General features: G+C 57.9%; 14 protein-coding genes and 2 tRNA genes. 15 read left to right on the forward strand and 1 reads right to left on the reverse strand.

Going from position 1 to position 18596, the window contains the following annotated elements:
- Positions 1-74 precede the first annotated feature (74 nt).
- From ftsH to BFN10_RS13050, 15 genes are all read left to right on the forward strand, one after another.
- The gene (gene ftsH / locus BFN10_RS12985) at positions 75-1985 is read left to right on the forward strand and encodes an ATP-dependent zinc metalloprotease FtsH (protein ID WP_058427653.1); all 1911 of its coding nucleotides are present in this window, start codon (positions 75-77) and stop codon (positions 1983-1985) included.
- An 8-nt stretch (positions 1986-1993) separates the two neighbouring features.
- Positions 1994-2845, forward strand: coding sequence for a dihydropteroate synthase (gene folP, locus BFN10_RS12990; protein WP_071489995.1), 852 nt, complete (start codon positions 1994-1996; stop codon positions 2843-2845).
- Between the two features lie 16 nt (positions 2846-2861).
- A complete protein-coding gene (gene glmM / locus BFN10_RS12995) occupies positions 2862-4199 on the forward strand; it encodes a phosphoglucosamine mutase (RefSeq protein WP_071489996.1) in 1338 nt (445 codons plus the stop codon).
- Between the two features lie 66 nt (positions 4200-4265).
- Positions 4266-5021, forward strand: coding sequence for a triose-phosphate isomerase (tpiA, locus tag BFN10_RS13000; protein WP_015885920.1), 756 nt, complete (start codon positions 4266-4268; stop codon positions 5019-5021).
- A 4-nt stretch (positions 5022-5025) separates the two neighbouring features.
- Positions 5026-5409, forward strand: coding sequence for a preprotein translocase subunit SecG (gene secG, locus BFN10_RS28770; RefSeq protein WP_003194191.1), 384 nt, complete (start codon positions 5026-5028; stop codon positions 5407-5409).
- Between the two features lie 22 nt (positions 5410-5431).
- Positions 5432-5517, forward strand: a tRNA-Leu gene (locus BFN10_RS13005).
- Between the two features lie 96 nt (positions 5518-5613).
- Positions 5614-5690: transfer RNA gene (locus BFN10_RS13010), tRNA-Met, on the forward strand.
- A gap of 140 nt (positions 5691-5830) precedes the next feature.
- On the forward strand, positions 5831-6289 hold the full coding sequence (rimP, locus tag BFN10_RS13015; RefSeq protein WP_003235029.1) for a ribosome maturation factor RimP: 459 nt from the start codon (positions 5831-5833) through the stop codon (positions 6287-6289).
- 47 nt (positions 6290-6336) lie between these two features.
- The gene (nusA, locus tag BFN10_RS13020; protein WP_025857112.1) at positions 6337-7818 is read left to right on the forward strand and encodes a transcription termination factor NusA; all 1482 of its coding nucleotides are present in this window, start codon (positions 6337-6339) and stop codon (positions 7816-7818) included.
- 27 nt (positions 7819-7845) lie between these two features.
- Positions 7846-10371, forward strand: coding sequence for a translation initiation factor IF-2 (gene infB / locus BFN10_RS13025; RefSeq protein WP_071489997.1), 2526 nt, complete (start codon positions 7846-7848; stop codon positions 10369-10371).
- Between the two features lie 159 nt (positions 10372-10530).
- On the forward strand, positions 10531-10926 hold the full coding sequence (gene rbfA, locus BFN10_RS13030) for a 30S ribosome-binding factor RbfA (RefSeq protein WP_003176137.1): 396 nt from the start codon (positions 10531-10533) through the stop codon (positions 10924-10926).
- Positions 10927-10929: 3 nt separating this feature from the next.
- Positions 10930-11847: a tRNA pseudouridine(55) synthase TruB gene (truB, locus tag BFN10_RS13035; RefSeq protein ID WP_034117853.1), complete on the forward strand. Its 918-nt coding sequence runs from the start codon at positions 10930-10932 to the stop codon at positions 11845-11847.
- Positions 11848-11962: 115 nt separating this feature from the next.
- Complete coding sequence (rpsO, locus tag BFN10_RS13040) at positions 11963-12232, forward strand: 30S ribosomal protein S15 (protein WP_003177875.1); 270 nt, start codon at positions 11963-11965, stop codon at positions 12230-12232.
- Between the two features lie 194 nt (positions 12233-12426).
- The gene (gene pnp, locus BFN10_RS13045) at positions 12427-14532 is read left to right on the forward strand and encodes a polyribonucleotide nucleotidyltransferase (protein ID WP_071489998.1); all 2106 of its coding nucleotides are present in this window, start codon (positions 12427-12429) and stop codon (positions 14530-14532) included.
- 297 nt (positions 14533-14829) lie between these two features.
- Positions 14830-15450: a BON domain-containing protein gene (locus BFN10_RS13050; RefSeq protein ID WP_071489999.1), complete on the forward strand. Its 621-nt coding sequence runs from the start codon at positions 14830-14832 to the stop codon at positions 15448-15450.
- Positions 15451-15612: 162 nt separating this feature from the next.
- Here BFN10_RS13050 and BFN10_RS13055 read toward each other — a convergent pair whose 3' ends face one another.
- On the reverse strand, positions 15613-18531 hold the full coding sequence (locus tag BFN10_RS13055) for a DUF748 domain-containing protein (RefSeq protein WP_071490000.1): 2919 nt from the start codon (positions 18529-18531) through the stop codon (positions 15613-15615).
- Between the last annotated feature and the right edge of the window lie 65 nt (positions 18532-18596).

Genomic DNA, 18596 nt, shown 5'->3' on the forward strand with positions numbered 1-18596 from the left:
GTTAGGCCGGTGAATATCATGCGAAGCGCGCGCCAGTAGCGGAGCTTGCTTCAGAGGGTAGTTAATTGAACGATATGGCAAAGAATCTGATCCTGTGGTTGATCATCGCGGCTGTCCTGGTGACGGTGATGAACAACTTCTCCAGCCCTAACGAGCCGCAGACCCTCAACTATTCCGACTTCATCCAGCAAGTTAAGGATGGCAAGGTCGAGCGCGTAGCGGTTGATGGCTACGTGATCACCGGCAAACGCAACGATGGCGACAGCTTCAAGACCATTCGTCCGGCCATCCAGGACAACGGTCTGATCGGTGATCTGGTGGATAACCACGTGGTCGTCGAAGGCAAGCAGCCTGAGCAGCAGAGCATCTGGACCCAGTTGCTGGTAGCCAGCTTCCCGATCCTGGTGATCATCGCTGTGTTCATGTTCTTCATGCGTCAGATGCAAGGCGGTGCGGGAGGCAAGGGCGGACCGATGAGTTTCGGCAAGAGCAAGGCACGCCTGCTCTCCGAAGACCAGGTGAAAACCACGCTGGCTGACGTTGCCGGTTGCGACGAAGCCAAGGAAGAAGTGGGCGAGCTGGTCGAGTTCCTGCGCGATCCGGGCAAGTTCCAGCGGTTGGGCGGCCGCATTCCTCGCGGTGTGCTGATGGTTGGCCCTCCGGGTACCGGTAAAACCTTGCTGGCCAAGGCGATTGCCGGCGAAGCCAAGGTGCCGTTCTTCACCATTTCCGGTTCCGACTTCGTCGAGATGTTCGTCGGTGTGGGCGCCAGCCGTGTTCGTGACATGTTCGAGCAGGCTAAGAAACATGCGCCTTGCATCATCTTCATCGATGAAATCGACGCCGTCGGTCGCCATCGTGGCGCCGGCATGGGCGGCGGTCATGATGAGCGTGAGCAGACCCTCAACCAGTTGCTGGTTGAGATGGACGGCTTTGAAATGAACGACGGCATCATCGTGATCGCTGCTACCAACCGTCCGGACGTGCTGGACCCTGCATTGCTGCGTCCAGGCCGCTTCGACCGTCAGGTTGTGGTGGGCTTGCCGGATATCCGTGGTCGCGAACAGATCCTGAAAGTACACATGCGCAAAGTGCCAATGGGTGACGATGTGGCTCCGGCCGTGATTGCCCGTGGTACTCCTGGCTTCTCCGGTGCCGACCTGGCCAACCTGGTCAACGAGGCCTCGTTGTTCGCTGCCCGTACCGGCAAGCGTATCGTGGAGATGAAAGAGTTCGAATTGGCCAAGGACAAGATCATGATGGGCGCCGAGCGCAAGTCCATGGTCATGTCCGAGAAAGAGAAGCAGAACACCGCTTATCACGAAGCCGGTCACGCCATTGTCGGTCGTGTTGTGCCTGAGCACGACCCGGTCTACAAAGTGTCGATCATCCCGCGTGGTCGGGCGCTGGGTGTCACGATGTTCCTGCCGGAAGAGGACCGTTACAGCCTGTCCAAGCGCGCACTGATCAGTCAGATCTGTTCGCTGTACGGTGGTCGGATTGCCGAAGAGATGACCCTTGGCTTCGACGGCGTCACCACCGGCGCTTCCAACGACATCATGCGTGCCAGCCAGATTGCACGGAACATGGTGACCAAGTGGGGCTTGTCGGAAAAACTCGGTCCGCTGATGTATGCCGAAGAAGAAGGCGAAGTGTTCCTGGGGCGTGGCGGTGGTGGTCAAAACGCCAGCTTCTCCGGTGAGACAGCCAAGCTGATCGACTCCGAAGTGCGCAGCATCATTGACCAATGCTATGGCACGGCCAAGCAGATCCTCACGGATAACCGCGACAAGCTGGATGCCATGGCGGATGCGCTGATGAAGTACGAGACCATTGATGCCGACCAGATCGACGACATCATGGCCGGCCGCACGCCGCGTGAACCTCGCGATTGGGAAGGCGGTTCGGGCACCTCTGGCACTCCGCCCGTGGTCCAGAACGAACGCCCCGAAACCCCGATTGGCGGCCCGGCAGCTGACGTCTAAGGTTTGAAATGACTTCTGTGTTGTCCTCCACCCGGTTGCCTTGCGGCAACCGGGTTCTTGATTTGGCCCATACGCATGTCATGGGCATTCTCAATGTAACCCCCGACTCTTTCTCCGATGGTGGCCGCTTCAGCCAGCGCGATGCTGCATTGCGTCATGCAGAGGCCATGGTGGCGGCGGGAGCGACCCTGATTGATGTCGGCGGTGAGTCGACTCGGCCTGGTGCTCGACTGGTTTCTCCCTTAGAGGAGCTGGAGAGGGTCGCGCCAATAGTTGAACGCATTGCGCGTGAACTGGACGTGATCATCTCGGTTGATACATCAACCCCGGCGGTAATGCGCGAAACTGCGCGCCTGGGGGCGGGAATGATTAACGATGTCCGCTCCCTTCAGCGTGACGGTGCGCTTGATGCGGCAGCGGCCACCGGTTTGCCGGTGTGTCTGATGCATATGCTGGGTGAGCCGAGCAATATGCAGGACAGTCCTCACTATGATGATCTTGTTGGTGAGGTGAGTGGATTTCTTGCCGAGCGGGTTGCGCACTGCGTTGCCGCCGGGATTGCTGTGGAAAAGATCGTCCTCGATCCTGGTTTCGGCTTTGCCAAGACCCTGCAGCACAATCTAAGTCTGTTCAAGCATATGGAGTCCTTGCATGCCCTTGGTCGGCCTCTTCTGGTCGGCGTTTCGCGCAAGAGCATGATAGGGCTTGCGCTGAATCGCCCGGTGGGTGAGCGATTGTACGGTGGTCTTGCACTGGCGGCGCTTGCAGTCACCAAGGGTGCGCGTATCTTGCGGGTGCATGATGTTGCCGAGACGGTGGATGTGGTGCGTATGATTGCCGCGGTAGAATCAGCCGAATAAGAATGATGGAGCACTTATGACTAAAAAATATTTTGGCACCGACGGTATTCGCGGTCGGGTCGGCGAGTTTCCGATTACTCCTGATTTCATGCTAAAGCTCGGCTGGGCCGCAGGTATGGCGTTCCGCAGCATGGGCGCGTGCCGCATCCTGGTGGGCAAGGACACCCGGATTTCGGGTTACATGTTCGAGTCGGCGCTGGAGGCGGGGCTGTCTGCCGCGGGTGCCGATGTGATGCTGCTGGGGCCGATGCCGACGCCGGCCATCGCTTACCTGACGCGAACCTTTCACGCTGAAGCCGGTATCGTGATCAGTGCCTCGCATAACCCTCATGATGACAACGGCATCAAGTTCTTCTCGGGCCAGGGCACCAAGCTGCCGGACGAGATCGAGTTGATGATCGAAGAGCTCCTGGATGCGCCGATGACGGTGGTTGAGTCCAGCAAGCTTGGCAAGGTGTCGCGTATCAACGACGCCTCCGGCCGATACATTGAATTCTGCAAAAGCAGTGTGCCGAGCAGCACCAGTTTTGCCGGCCTGAAGATTGTGGTCGATTGCGCCCATGGTGCGACCTACAAGGTGGCGCCGAGCGTATTCAAGGAGCTGGGCGCAGACGTGACAGTGCTGTCGGCCCAGCCTAACGGGTTGAACATCAACGAGAACTGCGGCTCCACCCATATGGAGCAGTTGCAGGCCGCCGTACTTGCCGGGCATGCCGACCTGGGTATTGCCTTTGATGGTGATGGTGATCGTGTACTGATGGTGGATCACACGGGTGTCATTGTTGATGGTGATGACCTCCTGTTCATCATTGCTCGCGACCTGCATGAGCGTAACAAGCTGCAGGGGGGTGTCGTCGGTACGTTGATGAGTAACTTGGGGCTTGAACTGGCCCTGGCGGATCTGGGTATTCCGTTCGTGCGTGCCAATGTCGGTGACCGCTATGTGATCGCGGAACTGCTTGAGCGCAACTGGCAGGTAGGTGGTGAGAATTCCGGACACGTAGTCTGCTTCCAGCACACCACGACAGGCGATGCGATCATTGCTGCGCTGCAGGTGCTTATGGCCATGAAGCGTCGTGAAGAAAGTCTGGCCCAGGCGCGCCAGGCCATGCGCAAGTGCCCGCAAGTATTGCTGAACGTGCGTTTTGCGGGCGGCTCAAATCCTATTGAGCATCCGGCTGTCAAAGAGGCATGTGAGCGTGTAACCCTGGCTATGGAGGGGCGTGGCCGTGTGTTGTTGCGCAAGTCCGGCACAGAGCCGTTGGTGCGTGTCATGGTCGAAGGTGATGACGAAACACAGGTTCGCGGCCATGCCGAAGACCTGGCAAAACTGGTAACTGAAGTTTGCGCCTGAATTCGGCTTGCCAGTGATGATGTGGTTGGGTAACATCTGCGCCCACTTTGACCGACGAGGTACAGCATGCGTCGCACTATGGTAGCTGGTAACTGGAAGATGCACGGTACCCGCGCCAGTGTCGCTGAGCTGATCAATGGCCTTCGTCACTTGGCCTTGCCGAGCGGTGTTGATATCGCGGTTTTCCCGCCTTGCTTGCATATCACCCAAGTGGTTGATGGCTTGAAAGGCAAGTCGATCCAGGTCGGCGCGCAGAATTCTGCGGTGGAAGCCATGCAAGGCGCATTGACCGGTGAGATTGCACCGAGCCAGTTGGTCGATGCGGGTTGTTCCTATGTGCTTGTCGGGCATTCCGAGCGCCGTCAGATGATGGGCGAGCGTGATGGAACACTCAATCGCAAGTTCGCAGCAGCACAGGCTTGTGGCTTGATTCCGGTGTTGTGCATAGGGGAAACCCTGGAGCAGCGCGAATCGGGCAAGACTCTTGAAGTTGTCTCGCGTCAGCTGGGCAGCATCATCGAGGAGTTGGGTGTTGGTGCGTTTGCAAAGGCAGTTATCGCTTACGAGCCGGTCTGGGCCATTGGTACCGGGCTGACTGCTACACCGCAACAGGCGCAGGATGTGCACGCAGCCATCCGCGCGCAGTTGGCGGCAGAGAATTCTGAAGTCGCACAAGGTGTGCGGCTTCTATACGGCGGCAGCGTGAAGGCGGCCAATGCGGTCGAACTGTTCGGCATGCCGGATATCGATGGGGGGCTCATTGGTGGAGCTTCCCTGAATGCAGATGAGTTCGGTGCGATCTGTCGCGCCGCGGGAAACTGAAAAAATGCTGGAAACAGTCGTAGTCGTTTTTCATCTGTTGGCTGCTCTGAGCGTAGTTGCTCTGGTTTTGCTGCAACAGGGTAAAGGTGCGGATGCTGGTGCGTCTTTCGGTGCAGGTGCTTCAAATACTGTGTTCGGAAGCCAAGGTTCCTCTACCTTTCTTAGTAAGTTTACTGCTATACTTGCCGCCGGTTTCTTCATAACCAGCTTGGGGTTAGGTTACTTTGCTAAAGAGAAAGCTCATGTGCTGACTCAAGTAGGTCTCCCAAACCCAGCAGTGTTGGAAGTACCAAAAGCAAAACCGGCTTCTGATGATGTCCCGGTGCTTCAAGAGCAAAAGTCGGCTACTCCAGCGACTGACGTGCCTCCAGCTCAAGAGCAGAAGTAAGAAGGGTTGTAAACGCTGTATTGCCGAGGTGGTGGAATTGGTAGACACGCAACCTTGAGGTGGTTGTGCCCATAGGGTGTAGGGGTTCGAGTCCCCTTCTCGGTACCAATTATCAGGAGAGCCCGCTGTTGCGGGCTTTCTTGTAGGTGGAAGGTTACATTGACCCTGTAAGGGATCGGTCGTATACTTCCGCCCCAGCTTTGTCGCGGGGTGGAGCAGTCTGGTAGCTCGTCGGGCTCATAACCCGAAGGTCGTCGGTTCAAATCCGGCCCCCGCAACCAGTTTTAGCGGAGCCCCTTTTAAGGGGCTTTTTGTTAGCTGGACACTTTCAACGCCGCTGTTCGACGGCGTTTCAAGGATGGGCGTTTCGCCCATTTTTTTATTTTGCACAGCATGCACATACATGCACGAGGGGGTTCAGGTGTCGAGCAAGCTAGAAGAGTTGCAGGCCTTGTTGGCCCCGGTGGTCGTGGCCCTAGGCTATGAATGCTGGGGTATTGAGTTTTCGGCTCAAGGTCGCCACTCAATGTTGCGCGTTTATATCGATAAAGAGGGCGGCGTGCTGGTGGACGATTGTGCCATTGTCAGCCGGCAGATCAGCGGTGTGCTGGATGTTGAAGATCCGATCTCCGTTGAATACACCCTCGAAGTTTCCTCGCCAGGCATGGAACGCCCACTGTTCACTATTGATCAGTTTGCAAAATTTGCCGGTGAACAAGTGAAGATCAAGCTGCGATCTCCCTTTGAAGGGCGACGCAACTTTCAGGGCCTTCTGCGCGGTGTAGAAGAACAGGATGTCGTGGTGCAGGTAGAAGACCATGAATTCCTGTTGCCGATCGATATGATCGACAAGGCCAACATTATTCCCAGTTTTGACTGAGACGCGGATCCCGCGGATCCAATGGCTTGCGAAAGGCGAGGCGTACGATGAGCAAAGAAGTACTGCTGGTTGTTGAGTCGGTATCCAATGAAAAGGGCGTACCGGCAAACGTGATTTTTGAAGCGCTGGAGCTGGCCCTGGCCACTGCTACCAAGAAGCGTTTTGAAGACGAAGTTGATCTGCGTGTGGAAATCAACCGCCACACCGGTGCCTATGAGACTTTCCGTCGCTGGACGGTCGTCGAAGAAGCCGATCTTGATGATCCGGCCATCGAAACCTGGCCAAGCAAGGTTGCTGAAACGCATCCTGGTGCCAAGGTCGGTGATGTCGTCGAAGAAAAGATCGAATCGATCGAATTCGGCCGTATCGCTGCACAGACCGCCAAACAGGTCATCGTGCAGAAGGTTCGCGAAGCCGAGCGCGCTCAAGTCGTTGACGCCTATCGCGAGCGCCTGGGTGAAATCATCTCCGGCACCGTGAAAAAGGTCACCCGCGATAACGTGATCGTCGACCTGGGCAACAACGCCGAAGCGTTGCTGGCTCGCGAAGACATCATTTCCCGCGAAACCTTCCGTGTCGGCGTGCGCCTGCGTGCGCTGCTCAAGGAAATCCGCACCGAGAACCGCGGCCCGCAGCTGATCCTGTCGCGTACCGCACCGGAAATGCTGATCGAGCTGTTCCGTATCGAAGTGCCGGAGATCGCCGAAGGCCTGATCGAAGTCATGGCTGCGTCCCGCGACCCGGGTTCGCGCGCCAAGATCGCGGTCCGCTCCAAGGACAAACGCATCGACCCGCAGGGCGCGTGCATTGGTATGCGCGGTTCGCGTGTTCAGGCAGTGTCGGGCGAGTTGGGTGGCGAGCGTGTGGACATCGTGCTGTGGGACGATAACCCGGCGCAGTTCGTCATCAACGCCATGTCGCCGGCTGAAGTGGCGGCAATTATCGTTGACGAGGATGCCCATGCCATGGACATCGCCGTTGGCGCAGACAATCTGGCTCAGGCCATTGGTCGTGGTGGTCAGAACGTGCGTCTGGCCAGCCAACTGACCGGTTGGACCCTGAACGTGATGACCGAATCGGACATCCAGGCTAAGCAGCAAGCTGAAACCGGTGACATCCTGCGCAACTTCATCGAAGAGCTCGAAGTCGATGAAGACCTGGCGCAGGTGCTGGTAGATGAAGGCTTCACCAGCCTGGAAGAGATTGCCTACGTACCGTTGGAAGAAATGCTCAACATCGACGGCTTTGACGAAGACACCGTCAACGAGCTTCGCGCTCGGGCCAAGGATCGTTTGTTGACTAAAGCCATCGCTACTGAGGAAAAGCTGGCAGACGCCCATCCGGCCGAAGACCTGCTCTCGCTTGAGGGTATGGACAAGGATTTGGCGATGGAACTGGCGGTGCGCGGCGTAATTACCCGCGAAGACCTGGCCGAGCAGTCTATTGACGATCTGCTCGACATCGACGGCATTGACGATGATCGTGCCGGCAAGTTGATCATGGCCGCCCGAGCCCATTGGTTCGAGTAACTAGGCGCGGCCTGAGGAGAGAAGTGCATGACGCAAGTCACGGTGAAACAACTGGCCGATGAGGTCAAAACACCGGTAGAGCGCCTGTTGCAGCAGATGCGTGAGGCAGGTCTGCCGCACACCGCCGCCGATGAAGGTGTGAGCGATAGTGAGAAGCAGTCTTTGCTGACTCACTTGAAGAGCAGCCACAAGGCGAAAGTGGAAGAACCGCGCAAGATTACATTGCAGCGCAAAACCACCAGCACCCTGCGTGTTGCTGGTAGCAAGAGCATCAGCGTTGAAGTACGCAAGAAGAAAGTCTTCGTACAGCGCAGCCCGGAAGAAATCGAAGCCGAGCGCAAACGCGAACTGGAAGAACGTCGCGCAGTAGAAAATGCTGCTCGTCAGAAGGCTGAAGAAGAAGCCAAGCGTCGCGCCGAAGAAGAAGCGCGTCGCCAGCCTGCTGCTGCGCAACCTGCTGCCACTGAAGCGGTCGCCGCGCCTAGCGCGCCAGTTGAAGCTGTGCGTGAGGCCGCTCCGGTTGCCGCTGCACCAGCACCGGCTGCTGACGCCCGTAAACGCGACGAACCTCGTCGTCCGGACAAACCACGTGCCGACGATAACAATCGTCGCGGTGGTGGTGGCGATGGCGAGCGCAAAAACGCTCCGCATCGTGCTTCGGTCAAAGAGAAAGCGCCTGCTCCACGCGTTGCCCCACGTACTACCGACGAGGAAAGCGATGGCTTCCGTCGTGGTGGTCGCGGCAAGGCCAAGCTGAAGAAACGCAACGCCCACGGTTTCCAGAGCCCAACCGGCCCTGTCGTGCGTGAAGTGAAGATCGGCGAGACCATCACTGTGGGCGACCTCGCCCAGCAGATGTCGGTCAAGGCTGCTGAAATCATCAAGTTCATGTTCAAGCTGGGCACACCGGCCACCATCAACCAGGTACTGGATCAGGAAACTGCCCAACTGGTTGCTGAAGAGCTGGGCCACAAAGTGACCCTGGTCAGCGACACCGCCCTGGAAGATTCCCTGGCCGAGTCCCTGAAGTTTGAAGGTGAGGCGGTTTCCCGTGCACCGGTTGTGACCGTAATGGGCCACGTTGACCACGGTAAAACCTCCCTGCTCGACTATATCCGTCGTGCCAAGGTAGCCGCAGGCGAAGCCGGGGGTATCACCCAGCACATCGGCGCGTACCACGTTGAAACCGACCGTGGCATGGTGACGTTCCTCGATACCCCTGGTCACGCTGCGTTTACCGCAATGCGTGCCCGTGGTGCCAAGGCGACCGACATCGTGATCCTGGTGGTTGCAGCCGACGACGGCGTGATGCCACAAACCATCGAAGCCGTTCAGCATGCCAAGGCAGCTGGCGTTCCGCTGGTAGTCGCTGTGAACAAAATCGACAAGCCGGGCGCCGATCTCGATCGCATCCGTAGCGAACTGTCGGTTCACGGTGTGACATCCGAAGAGTGGGGTGGCGACACTCCATTCGTACCGGTTTCCGCGAAGATGGGTACTGGTGTTGACGAACTGCTCGAAGCCGTTCTGCTGCAAGCCGAAGTTCTGGAACTGACTGCTACTCCATCGGCTCCTGGCCGTGGCGTTGTAGTTGAGTCCCGTCTGGACAAGGGCCGTGGCCCGGTTGCGACCGTTCTGGTTCAAGACGGTACCCTGCGCCAAGGCGACATGGTGCTGGTCGGTTCGAACTACGGCCGTGTACGTGCCATGCTCGACGAGAACGGCAAGCCAATCAAGGAAGCAGGTCCTGCTATCCCGGTCGAGATCCTCGGCCTGGACGGTACACCGGACGCTGGCGACGAGATGAGCGTGGTTGCCGACGAGAAGAAAGCCCGTGAAGTGGCTCTGTTCCGTCAAGGCAAGTTCCGTGAAGTCAAGCTGGCCCGTGCTCACGCCGGCAAGCTGGAAAACATCTTCGAGAACATGGGCCAGGAAGAGAAGAAGACGCTTAACATCGTCCTCAAATCTGACGTACGTGGTTCCCTCGAAGCGTTGAACGGCGCTTTGAACGGCCTGGGTAACGACGAAGTGCAAGTGCGCGTTGTCGGTGGCGGTGTCGGTGGTATCACCGAATCCGACGCCAACCTGGCACTGGCTTCCAACGCTGTACTGTTCGGCTTCAACGTGCGTGCCGATGCCGGCGCTCGCAAGATCGTCGAGCAGGAAGGCCTGGACATGCGTTACTACAACGTCATCTACGACATCATCGAAGACGTCAAGAAAGCCCTCACCGGCATGCTTGGCAGCGACGTCCGGGAGAACATCCTGGGTATTGCCGAAGTACGTGACGTGTTCCGCTCGCCGAAATTCGGCGCGATCGCCGGCTGCATGGTGGTTGAAGGCACTGTGTACCGTAACCGTCCTATCCGTGTACTGCGTGAAGACATCGTTATCTTCGAAGGCGAGCTGGAATCCCTGCGCCGCTTCAAGGATGACGCTTCCGAAGTACGTGCCGGCATGGAATGCGGTATCGGCGTCAAGAGCTACAACGACGTCAAGGCTGGCGACAAGATCGAAGTCTACGAGAAGGTTCAGGTTGCTCGCAGCCTCTAACTCGCGCACTTCAGGAGCCACGCAACGCGTGGGCATGCAATTGCCCCGCGCAGCGTACGGACTCTAAACGCAACGCCCGGTCTGGCTTTTGTCAGGCCGGGCGTTTGCCGCTTTCAGACCCCACGGGTTTCACCGTGTGGCAGTAACAGGTAACAAGACATGGCAAAAGAATACAGCCGTACCCAGCGTATCGGCGATCAGATGCAGCGCGAGCTGGCCCAATTGATCCGTCGCGAAGTCAAAGACCCACGCGTTGGCCTGGTCACCATCACCGCCGTTGAAGTGAGCCGTGACGTGGGTCACGCCAAGATCTTCATCACCGTGATGGGGCAGGACAACAGCGAAGAAATCGCGCAAAGCATCAAGGTGCTCAACTCGGCTGCAGGCTTCCTGCGCATGCAGTTGGCCCGTGAAATGAAGCTGCGCAGTGTTCCTCAGCTGCACTTTCACTACGATGAGAGCGTCGTGCGGGGTGCACATCTGTCGGCCCTGATCGAGCGCGCCGTGGCTGAAGACAGCCAGCACCCGTCCACACCTGAAGACGCCAAGGAGTAAGCGGTGGCTCAGGTCAAACGTATCCGTCGCAACGTCAGCGGCATCATTCTGCTCGACAAGCCCATTGGCTTTACCTCCAATGCCGCGTTGCAGAAGGTCCGCTGGCTGCTCAACGCCGAAAAGGCCGGGCACACCGGCAGCCTCGATCCACTGGCCACCGGCGTGTTGCCGTTGTGCTTTGGCGAGGCCACCAAGTTCTCCCAATACCTGCTCGACTCCGACAAGGGTTATGAAACCCTGATGCAACTGGGCAAGACCACCACCACGGCCGACGCCGAAGGTGATGTTTTGCAGGTTCGCGACGTGACCGTTGGTCGTGCTGATATTGAAGCTGCTTTACCCGCTTTTCGTGGGGAAATCAGTCAGATACCGCCGATGTACTCGGCGCTCAAGCGTGATGGCCAGCCTCTTTACAAGCTGGCACGTGCGGGCGAAGTAGTGGAGCGCGAACCGCGTTCTGTTACTATTGCGCGCTTGGAATTGCTCGCCTGTGAAGGCGACACCGCCCGGTTGGCCGTGGACTGCAGCAAAGGCACCTATATCCGTACCCTGGTGGAAGATATTGGTGAAAAGCTCGGTTGCGGCGCGTACGTTGCAGAACTGCGGCGCACCCAGGCCGGTCCTTTCAGTCTGGCCCAGACGGTCACGCTGGAAGAGTTGGAAGCGGTACACGCCGAAGGCGGCAATGAAGCAGTTGATCGCTTCCTGATGCCATCGGACAGCGGTTTGCTCGATTGGCCATTGCTGCACTTTTCGGAGCACAGCGCGTTCTACTGGCTCAACGGCCAGCCGGTACGTGCCCCGGATGCCCCGAAGTTCGGCATGGTGCGGGTACAGGATCATAACGGTCGCTTTATCGGTATCGGTGAAGTGAGCGAAGACGGGCGCATCGCGCCGCGTCGACTGATTCGGTCAGAATGACCGAACGAGTGTGGCTGTTAACAGGCACGGTCAACACTCATTTTTAGATACAGGGATTTGTCCCTGGCCTGTTGAAACTGCCCTTTGGGTGGTTTCCTGAAAAAAGGATTGCCTCATGGCTCTCGACGTTCAAGAAAAAGCACAAATCGTTGCTGACTATCAGCAAGCTGTTGGTGACACTGGTTCGCCAGAAGTGCAAGTTGCACTGCTGACCCACAACATCAACAAGCTGCAAGGTCACTTCAAGGCCAACGGTAAAGACCACCACTCGCGTCGTGGTCTGATCCGCATGGTAAACCAGCGCCGTAAGCTGCTGGACTACCTGAAAGGCAAGGATCTGGGTCGTTATCAGACTCTGATCGGTCGCCTGGGTCTGCGTCGCTAATAAGCGATTGCGCTAGAGGTTGGTTGTCTGCCGTGTGCCAGTGGGATTCCCGCTGGCCCATGGCAGGCTCCCAGCCTCAAGTTTTATCTGGACACACGTTTTACCCTGGACGAGCGTCGGGCCGATTCCCGGCATTGCCCAAGAATTTCGCAAGAAGACAAGTTCCCCAAGAGCCACAAAGAAGGTAGGACACCGTGAACCCGGTTATCAAAAAATTCCAGTTCGGTCAGTCGACCGTTACCCTCGAGACAGGCCGTATCGCCCGTCAAGCCTCCGGCGCAGTGCTGGTTACCGTTGATGACGACGTTACCGTACTGGTGACCGTTGTTGGCGCCAAGACCGCTGACCCGAGCAAAGGCTTCTTCCCTCTGTCCGTTCACTACCAGGAAAAGACTTACGCCGCCGGTAAGATCCCTGGCGGTTTCTTCAAGCGCGAAGGCCGTCCTTCCGAGAAAGAAACCCTGACTTCCCGACTGATCGACCGTCCGATCCGTCCGCTGTTCCCAGAAGGCTTCATGAACGAAGTGCAGGTTGTCTGCACCGTCGTTTCCACCAGCAAGAAGACCGATCCGGACATCGCGGCGATGATCGGTACCTCGGCGGCCCTGGCCATCTCCGGTATTCCTTTCGACGGCCCGATCGGCGCAGCCCGCGTTGCGTTCCACGAAAGCACCGGCTACCTGCTGAACCCGACTTACGAGCAACTGAAAGCATCGAGCCTGGACATGGTCGTTGCCGGTACCTCGGAAGCCGTGCTGATGGTTGAATCGGAAGCCAAAGAGCTGACCGAAGACCAGATGCTGGGCGCTGTACTGTTCGCTCACGATGAGTTCCAGGCTGTCATCAAGGCCGTCAACGAACTGGCCGCCGAAGCGGCCAAGCCAACCTGGACCTGGGCTGCTGCCCCGGAAGCCACCGAATTGCTGGGCGCTATCCGCTCCGAGTTCGGCGCTGCCATCTCCGACGCCTACACCATCACCGTCAAGGCCGACCGTTACGCTCGCTTGGGCGAGCTGAAGGACCAGGTTGTGGCCAAGCTGTCCGGTGAAGAAGGCCAGCCTTCCGCCAGCGACGTCAAAGCCGCTTTCGGTGAGATCGAATACCGCACCGTCCGCGAAAACATCGTTAACGGCAAGCCACGTATCGACGGTCGCGACACCCGCACCGTGCGCCCGCTGAACATCGAAGTCGGCGTTCTGCCGAAGACTCACGGTTCGGCCCTGTTCACCCGTGGTGAAACCCAGGCGCTGGTCGTTGCGACCCTGGGTACCGCCCGTGACGCACAGTTGCTGGACACCCTGGAAGGCGAGAAAAAAGACCCGTTCATGCTGCACTACAACTTCCCTCCGTTCTCGGTGGGCGAGTGCGGTCGCATGGGGGGGGCTGGTCGTCGCGAAATCGGTCACGGCCGTCTGGCCCGCCGTTCGGTCCAGGCCATGCTGCCTGCCGCTGACGTGTTCCCGTACACCATCCGTGTCGTGTCGGAAATCACCGAGTCCAACGGTTCCAGCTCCATGGCTTCCGTTTGCGGTGCTTCCCTGGCACTGATGGACGCCGGTGTGCCGATGAAGGCGCCGGTTGCCGGTATCGCCATGGGCCTGGTTAAAGAAGGCGAGAAGTTCGCCGTCCTGACCGACATCCTGGGCGACGAAGACCACCTGGGCGACATGGACTTCAAGGTAGCCGGTACCGCCAAAGGTGTGACCGCGCTGCAGATGGACATCAAGATCAAGGGCATCACCGAAGAGATCATGGAAATCGCCCTGGGCCAAGCCCTGGAAGCGCGCCTGAACATCCTCGGCCAGATGAACCAGATCATTGGTCAGTCCCGCACCGAGCTGTCGGAAAATGCTCCGACCATGATCGCGATGAAAATCGACACCGACAAAATCCGTGATGTTATCGGTAAAGGCGGCGCGACCATTCGTGCGATCTGCGAAGAAACCAAGGCTTCGATCGATATCGAAGACGACGGCTCGATCAAGATCTTCGGCGAAACCAAGGAAGCGGCTGAAGCAGCACGTCAGCGCGTCCTGGGCATCACTGCCGAGGCCGAGATCGGCAAGATCTACGTCGGTAAGGTTGAGCGCATCGTCGACTTCGGCGCATTCGTCAACATCCTGCCTGGCAAGGACGGTCTGGTGCACATCTCCATGCTGAGCGACGCTCGCGTTGAGAAAGTCACCGACATTCTGAAGGAAGGCCAGGAAGTGGAAGTGCTGGTACTGGACGTGGACAACCGCGGCCGTATCAAGCTGTCCATCAAGGACGTAGCAGCAGCCAAGGCTTCGGGCGTTTAATCACCCCCCAGGCTTCACGCTGAAAAAAAGGACTCTTCGGAGTCCTTTTTTTTGGGATGCAGGAAAGTACCTAAAAATCAGACGCTTAAATGAGAGCAAAAGCCGCAACTTGCATGCAGGCACGGGCGGCATCATGCAAGTTGCACGAATCCGAAATTTTCTATTTTTTATAAGTTGTTGTTTATAAAGGATTTTATTGGTGATTCGGACTTGGCACACTGCCTGCAATAACCCTGTTAACGCTGCAGCATCAAGGTTCACACACTGCAGACTTTCAATAAAACAGGAGTTACTCGTATGAAGAAGTTCGCTCTCGCTACTGCTACCGCTCTGACCCTGGCCATGGGTGCTAACGTTGCCTTTGCCCAGACTTCCCAAGCGCCAATGACCCTTGCAGCGGGTGAAGCCACCAAGGCGAAAGAAGCTACTTCCGACACTTGGATCACTACCAAAGTCAAAGCTGACCTGCTGACCGAAAAAGGTATTCCAGGTTCCGACATCAAGGTTGAAACCAATAAAGGCGTGGTTTCCCTTTCTTCTGACGTCGCTATCTCGGACTCGCAAAAAGCGACTGCCGTAGCCATCACCAAAAAAATCAAAGGTGTAACCGCTGTTTCGGCTGACGGCCTGCTGGCTGGCGGCGCGACCAAGGCGGACAACATCGACAAAACCAAAAGCGCAGCAGCAGGCGCTAAAGAGTCCACCTCCGATACCTGGATCACCACCAAAGTAAAAGCTGACCTGGTAACCGAGAAAGGCATTCCTGGTACCGACATCAAAGTCGAAACCAATAAAGGTGTAGTGTCCCTGTCTTCGACCACCCCGGTCACTGAAGCTCAGAAAACTACCGCGGTGAACATCACCAAGAAAATCAAAGGCGTTAAAGCTGTATCGGCCGACGGCCTGAAAGCAGAGTAACCCTTGGAGCTTCGTCTGAACGAGACGGCGGCGGCTTAGGGTGAGTTAGATATCCACCCGATGCACCTCTGGAGTTCATGCGACCGACCACACGGATGTGGTCATTACAGGCCCCGGCACTTGTGTCGGGGCCTGTTCTATTGTGGGCGGTTCCTACAGGGCTTATTCGGCATCCAGGTGCATTGGCGTAACGACGCGACCATCTTTCTCCGCCTGGCCCAGATTGGCATCAATGAAGTACACCCGGTCATCTTCCAATTGGCCTTTATCCACCAGGTAATCCTTGATGGTGCTGGCACGGTCCTGGCCAAGTTGGCGTAGCAGTACGTCGCTGCCACTCCAGAATTTGATCACGCCGTCGCGAAGCTTCGCGCTGCGCTCATCGCTGCTCAGATCCTTCCATTCGGCCGGCGGTTGTTGTTTCAGACGGGTGCGGTAGATGCCTTCCAGCAAGGGGGCTTTTTCCTTCTCGGGTACGACGAGCAACGACGCCTGGGCGGGTACTTTGTCACCGCGACGTTGAAGAATCTTGTAGTAGTTGTACTGGTATTCACGCTCTAGCCGCTGGGCCGCAAGGAATGGCCCATCGCTGCTGGCTGCGGCGGTGCCTTCAATTTCCAGGCGCAGGGTAGGACGCTCTTTCAGCGCTTTGGCCAGTGTGTTCAAGGCGCTTTCGGCATCCTTGTTCAACTCGCTGGAACCGGCGGCGAACGACACATTACCGAGATCTTCCGAGCCGCCACCGGTCACCAACCCACCGATAAACTTGAACGGCGCCGTTGCTGCGCGTACCACGAGGTTACGCAGGGTCTGCCATACGATCGGCATCACGCTGAATTGCGGGTTGTTCAAGTCACCGGTTACCGGCAATTCGATGGAGATCTTGCCATCACTGTCCTTGAGCAAAGCGACGGCCAGGCGAATCGGCAAGTCCACGGCATCGGCGCTGTCGACTTTCTCGCCCAATTGCAATTGCTCAACCACCACCTTGTTCTCGGCCTTCAACTGGCCTTTGGTGATTACGTAGTGCAGGTCGAGGTTCAGTCGTCCCTTGCGGATACGGAAGCCAGCGAACTTGCCGGAATAAGGCGTCAGGGTGGTCAGTTCGACACGCTTGAAGCTGGTCGCAATGTCCAGCGCCGCCATCGGGTCGAACGGGTTCACGCTGCCCTTGATAGTCACTGGCGCATAGCGATCAACCTTGCCCTTGATATCGACGCTGGCCGGTTTGGCCTGGCGACTGTCGATAGTGCCGATCTGCCCGTTGAGCTGTTGAATCGCGGTGGCGAAGTTGGGGGTAAGGCTGAAATCGGCAAAATTGGCCGAGCCGTCATTGATCGCAATCTGCCCGATGCGGATGCCCAGGGGCTTGTCCTTGCTGGCGGGTTTGGAACCTTTGTCGGGCGCTTGTGGAATCAGCAGGTCATCCACGTTGGTGGTGCGGTCGTCGTTGATCATGAAGCGCGCATACGGCTGCAGCAGGTTGACCTTGTCGATCGACAGGCTGTCGCCGTGCTGGTAGTTCACGCCTTCGAGCACCAGGCGCTGCCATTTGAGAAAGTCGCGGGTCTTGAGGGTATCCAGGGTGTGCAATTGATCGACCTGAGCCCGGCCTGTGACCTGCAACTTCAGCGGATCGGTGCTTTTGAGGTTCACATCAAGATTGCTGCCTAGCATACCGCTGCGCAGTTCCAGGCGAATGAACGGGCTGATGTAGGACTGGGCCACCCGCAGGTCGATGTCCTGGGTGTTCACTTTCAGCCTGGCACTGACCGGGTTGAGGTTGACCTCGCCGGACGCCTGGAGCTTGCCTTGCTTGCCCACGCCGGAGTCGACCTTCACGGTAAACGGGCTCCGGTTGAGGCTGTCGAAATTCTGCATGTCGACGTTCAACGGGCCGAGTTCCAGCGCTACTGCTGGCTTGGCCTGTCGATCGGCCAGGTGCACCTGGTAGTTACGCAGTTGCACGTCCTTGAGCAGCACTTGCCACGGTTTGCTTGGCGCGGCGGGTTCGGCTTTTGGCGAGTCGGCGGTGGCGGGTGCGTTTTTCGCTTCGGTTGCCTTGGCCGGTTTGCTCGGCTGGCTGGCGAACAGTTTCTGCCAGTCCAGTTGCCCGTCAGCCTCAAGGGCCGCCCAGGTCTCCAGTTTGTTACTGCGGATCTTGCCGACCACCACTTGCTGCTTGGCCAGGTCCACCGTGGTCTCGCTGACGTCCAGGCGCTCCAGGCGCACCAATGGGCGGCCGTCCGGTGCCTTGATGGCAAAGGGCGCGATGCTGGCGGCGGTGTTGGTCAGGTTCAGCTCGGTCTCTTTGGCCAGGCTGAATTTGTACTCGGTGCTGAAGTTGAGCACGCCGTCTTCAAGCACCAGTGGCAGCGCGTCACGTACATAGGGCCACCAGGCTTTCATCTTGCCGTCGGTGACCTTCAACGTGCCTTCGGAGGTGATCGGCACCAGGCTGAAATTGCCTTTCCAGTCGATCTGTCCACCTGCGGGGCCGGCTGCGACCAGGGTCATGTCGGCATTGTCTTCGGGCAGGGTGCTGAGGTTCTTCAGCTCGAAGTCGAGTGTGTCGTAGAGGAATTCGATGGGCTCGCTGGGGCGCAAGTCTTCGAAATGCACGTAGCCGCCGGCCAGCTTGATGCTGTCGATACGCAAAGGGAACGGTTTGGCATCCGGATTGGTCGGTGTTGGCTCGCTGGGTGGCAGTTTGAACAACTGCGCCAGGTTGAGTTGGCCGGACTTGTCGAACAGCAGCTCGGTCTTGGGTTTGTCCAGCTGTATATCGGCCAGGTGCAGGGCGCGGGTCCAGAGGCTGTCGATCTGCAGGTTGGCGTAGAGGCGTTCGAACCCGACTTGTTCCTTGCCGGGTTCACCGATCTTCAGGCCCCACAGGGTTAATTCCAGGCTGAACGGGTTGAGCTCGATTCGCTCGATCCGCGCCGGCACCGTGGCGTAATTGGCCAACTGCTGGTTGGCGATGCGAAGGGCGATGCCGGGGAGAATCAAAAAGCCCAGCAAGCTGTACAGGGCAAGGGCGGTCAACAAGGCGCCAGCGGCGCGAATCAATCCTTTGGGCATGGGGCGGCGCCATCTATGTCAAACAGGAGTGCCTTGGAGTATGGCACGGGTTTTCGGTTCCGAAG

This window comes from Pseudomonas extremorientalis (assembly GCF_001870465.1).
GTDB classification, from domain to species: Bacteria; Pseudomonadota; Gammaproteobacteria; order Pseudomonadales; family Pseudomonadaceae; genus Aquipseudomonas; species Aquipseudomonas extremorientalis.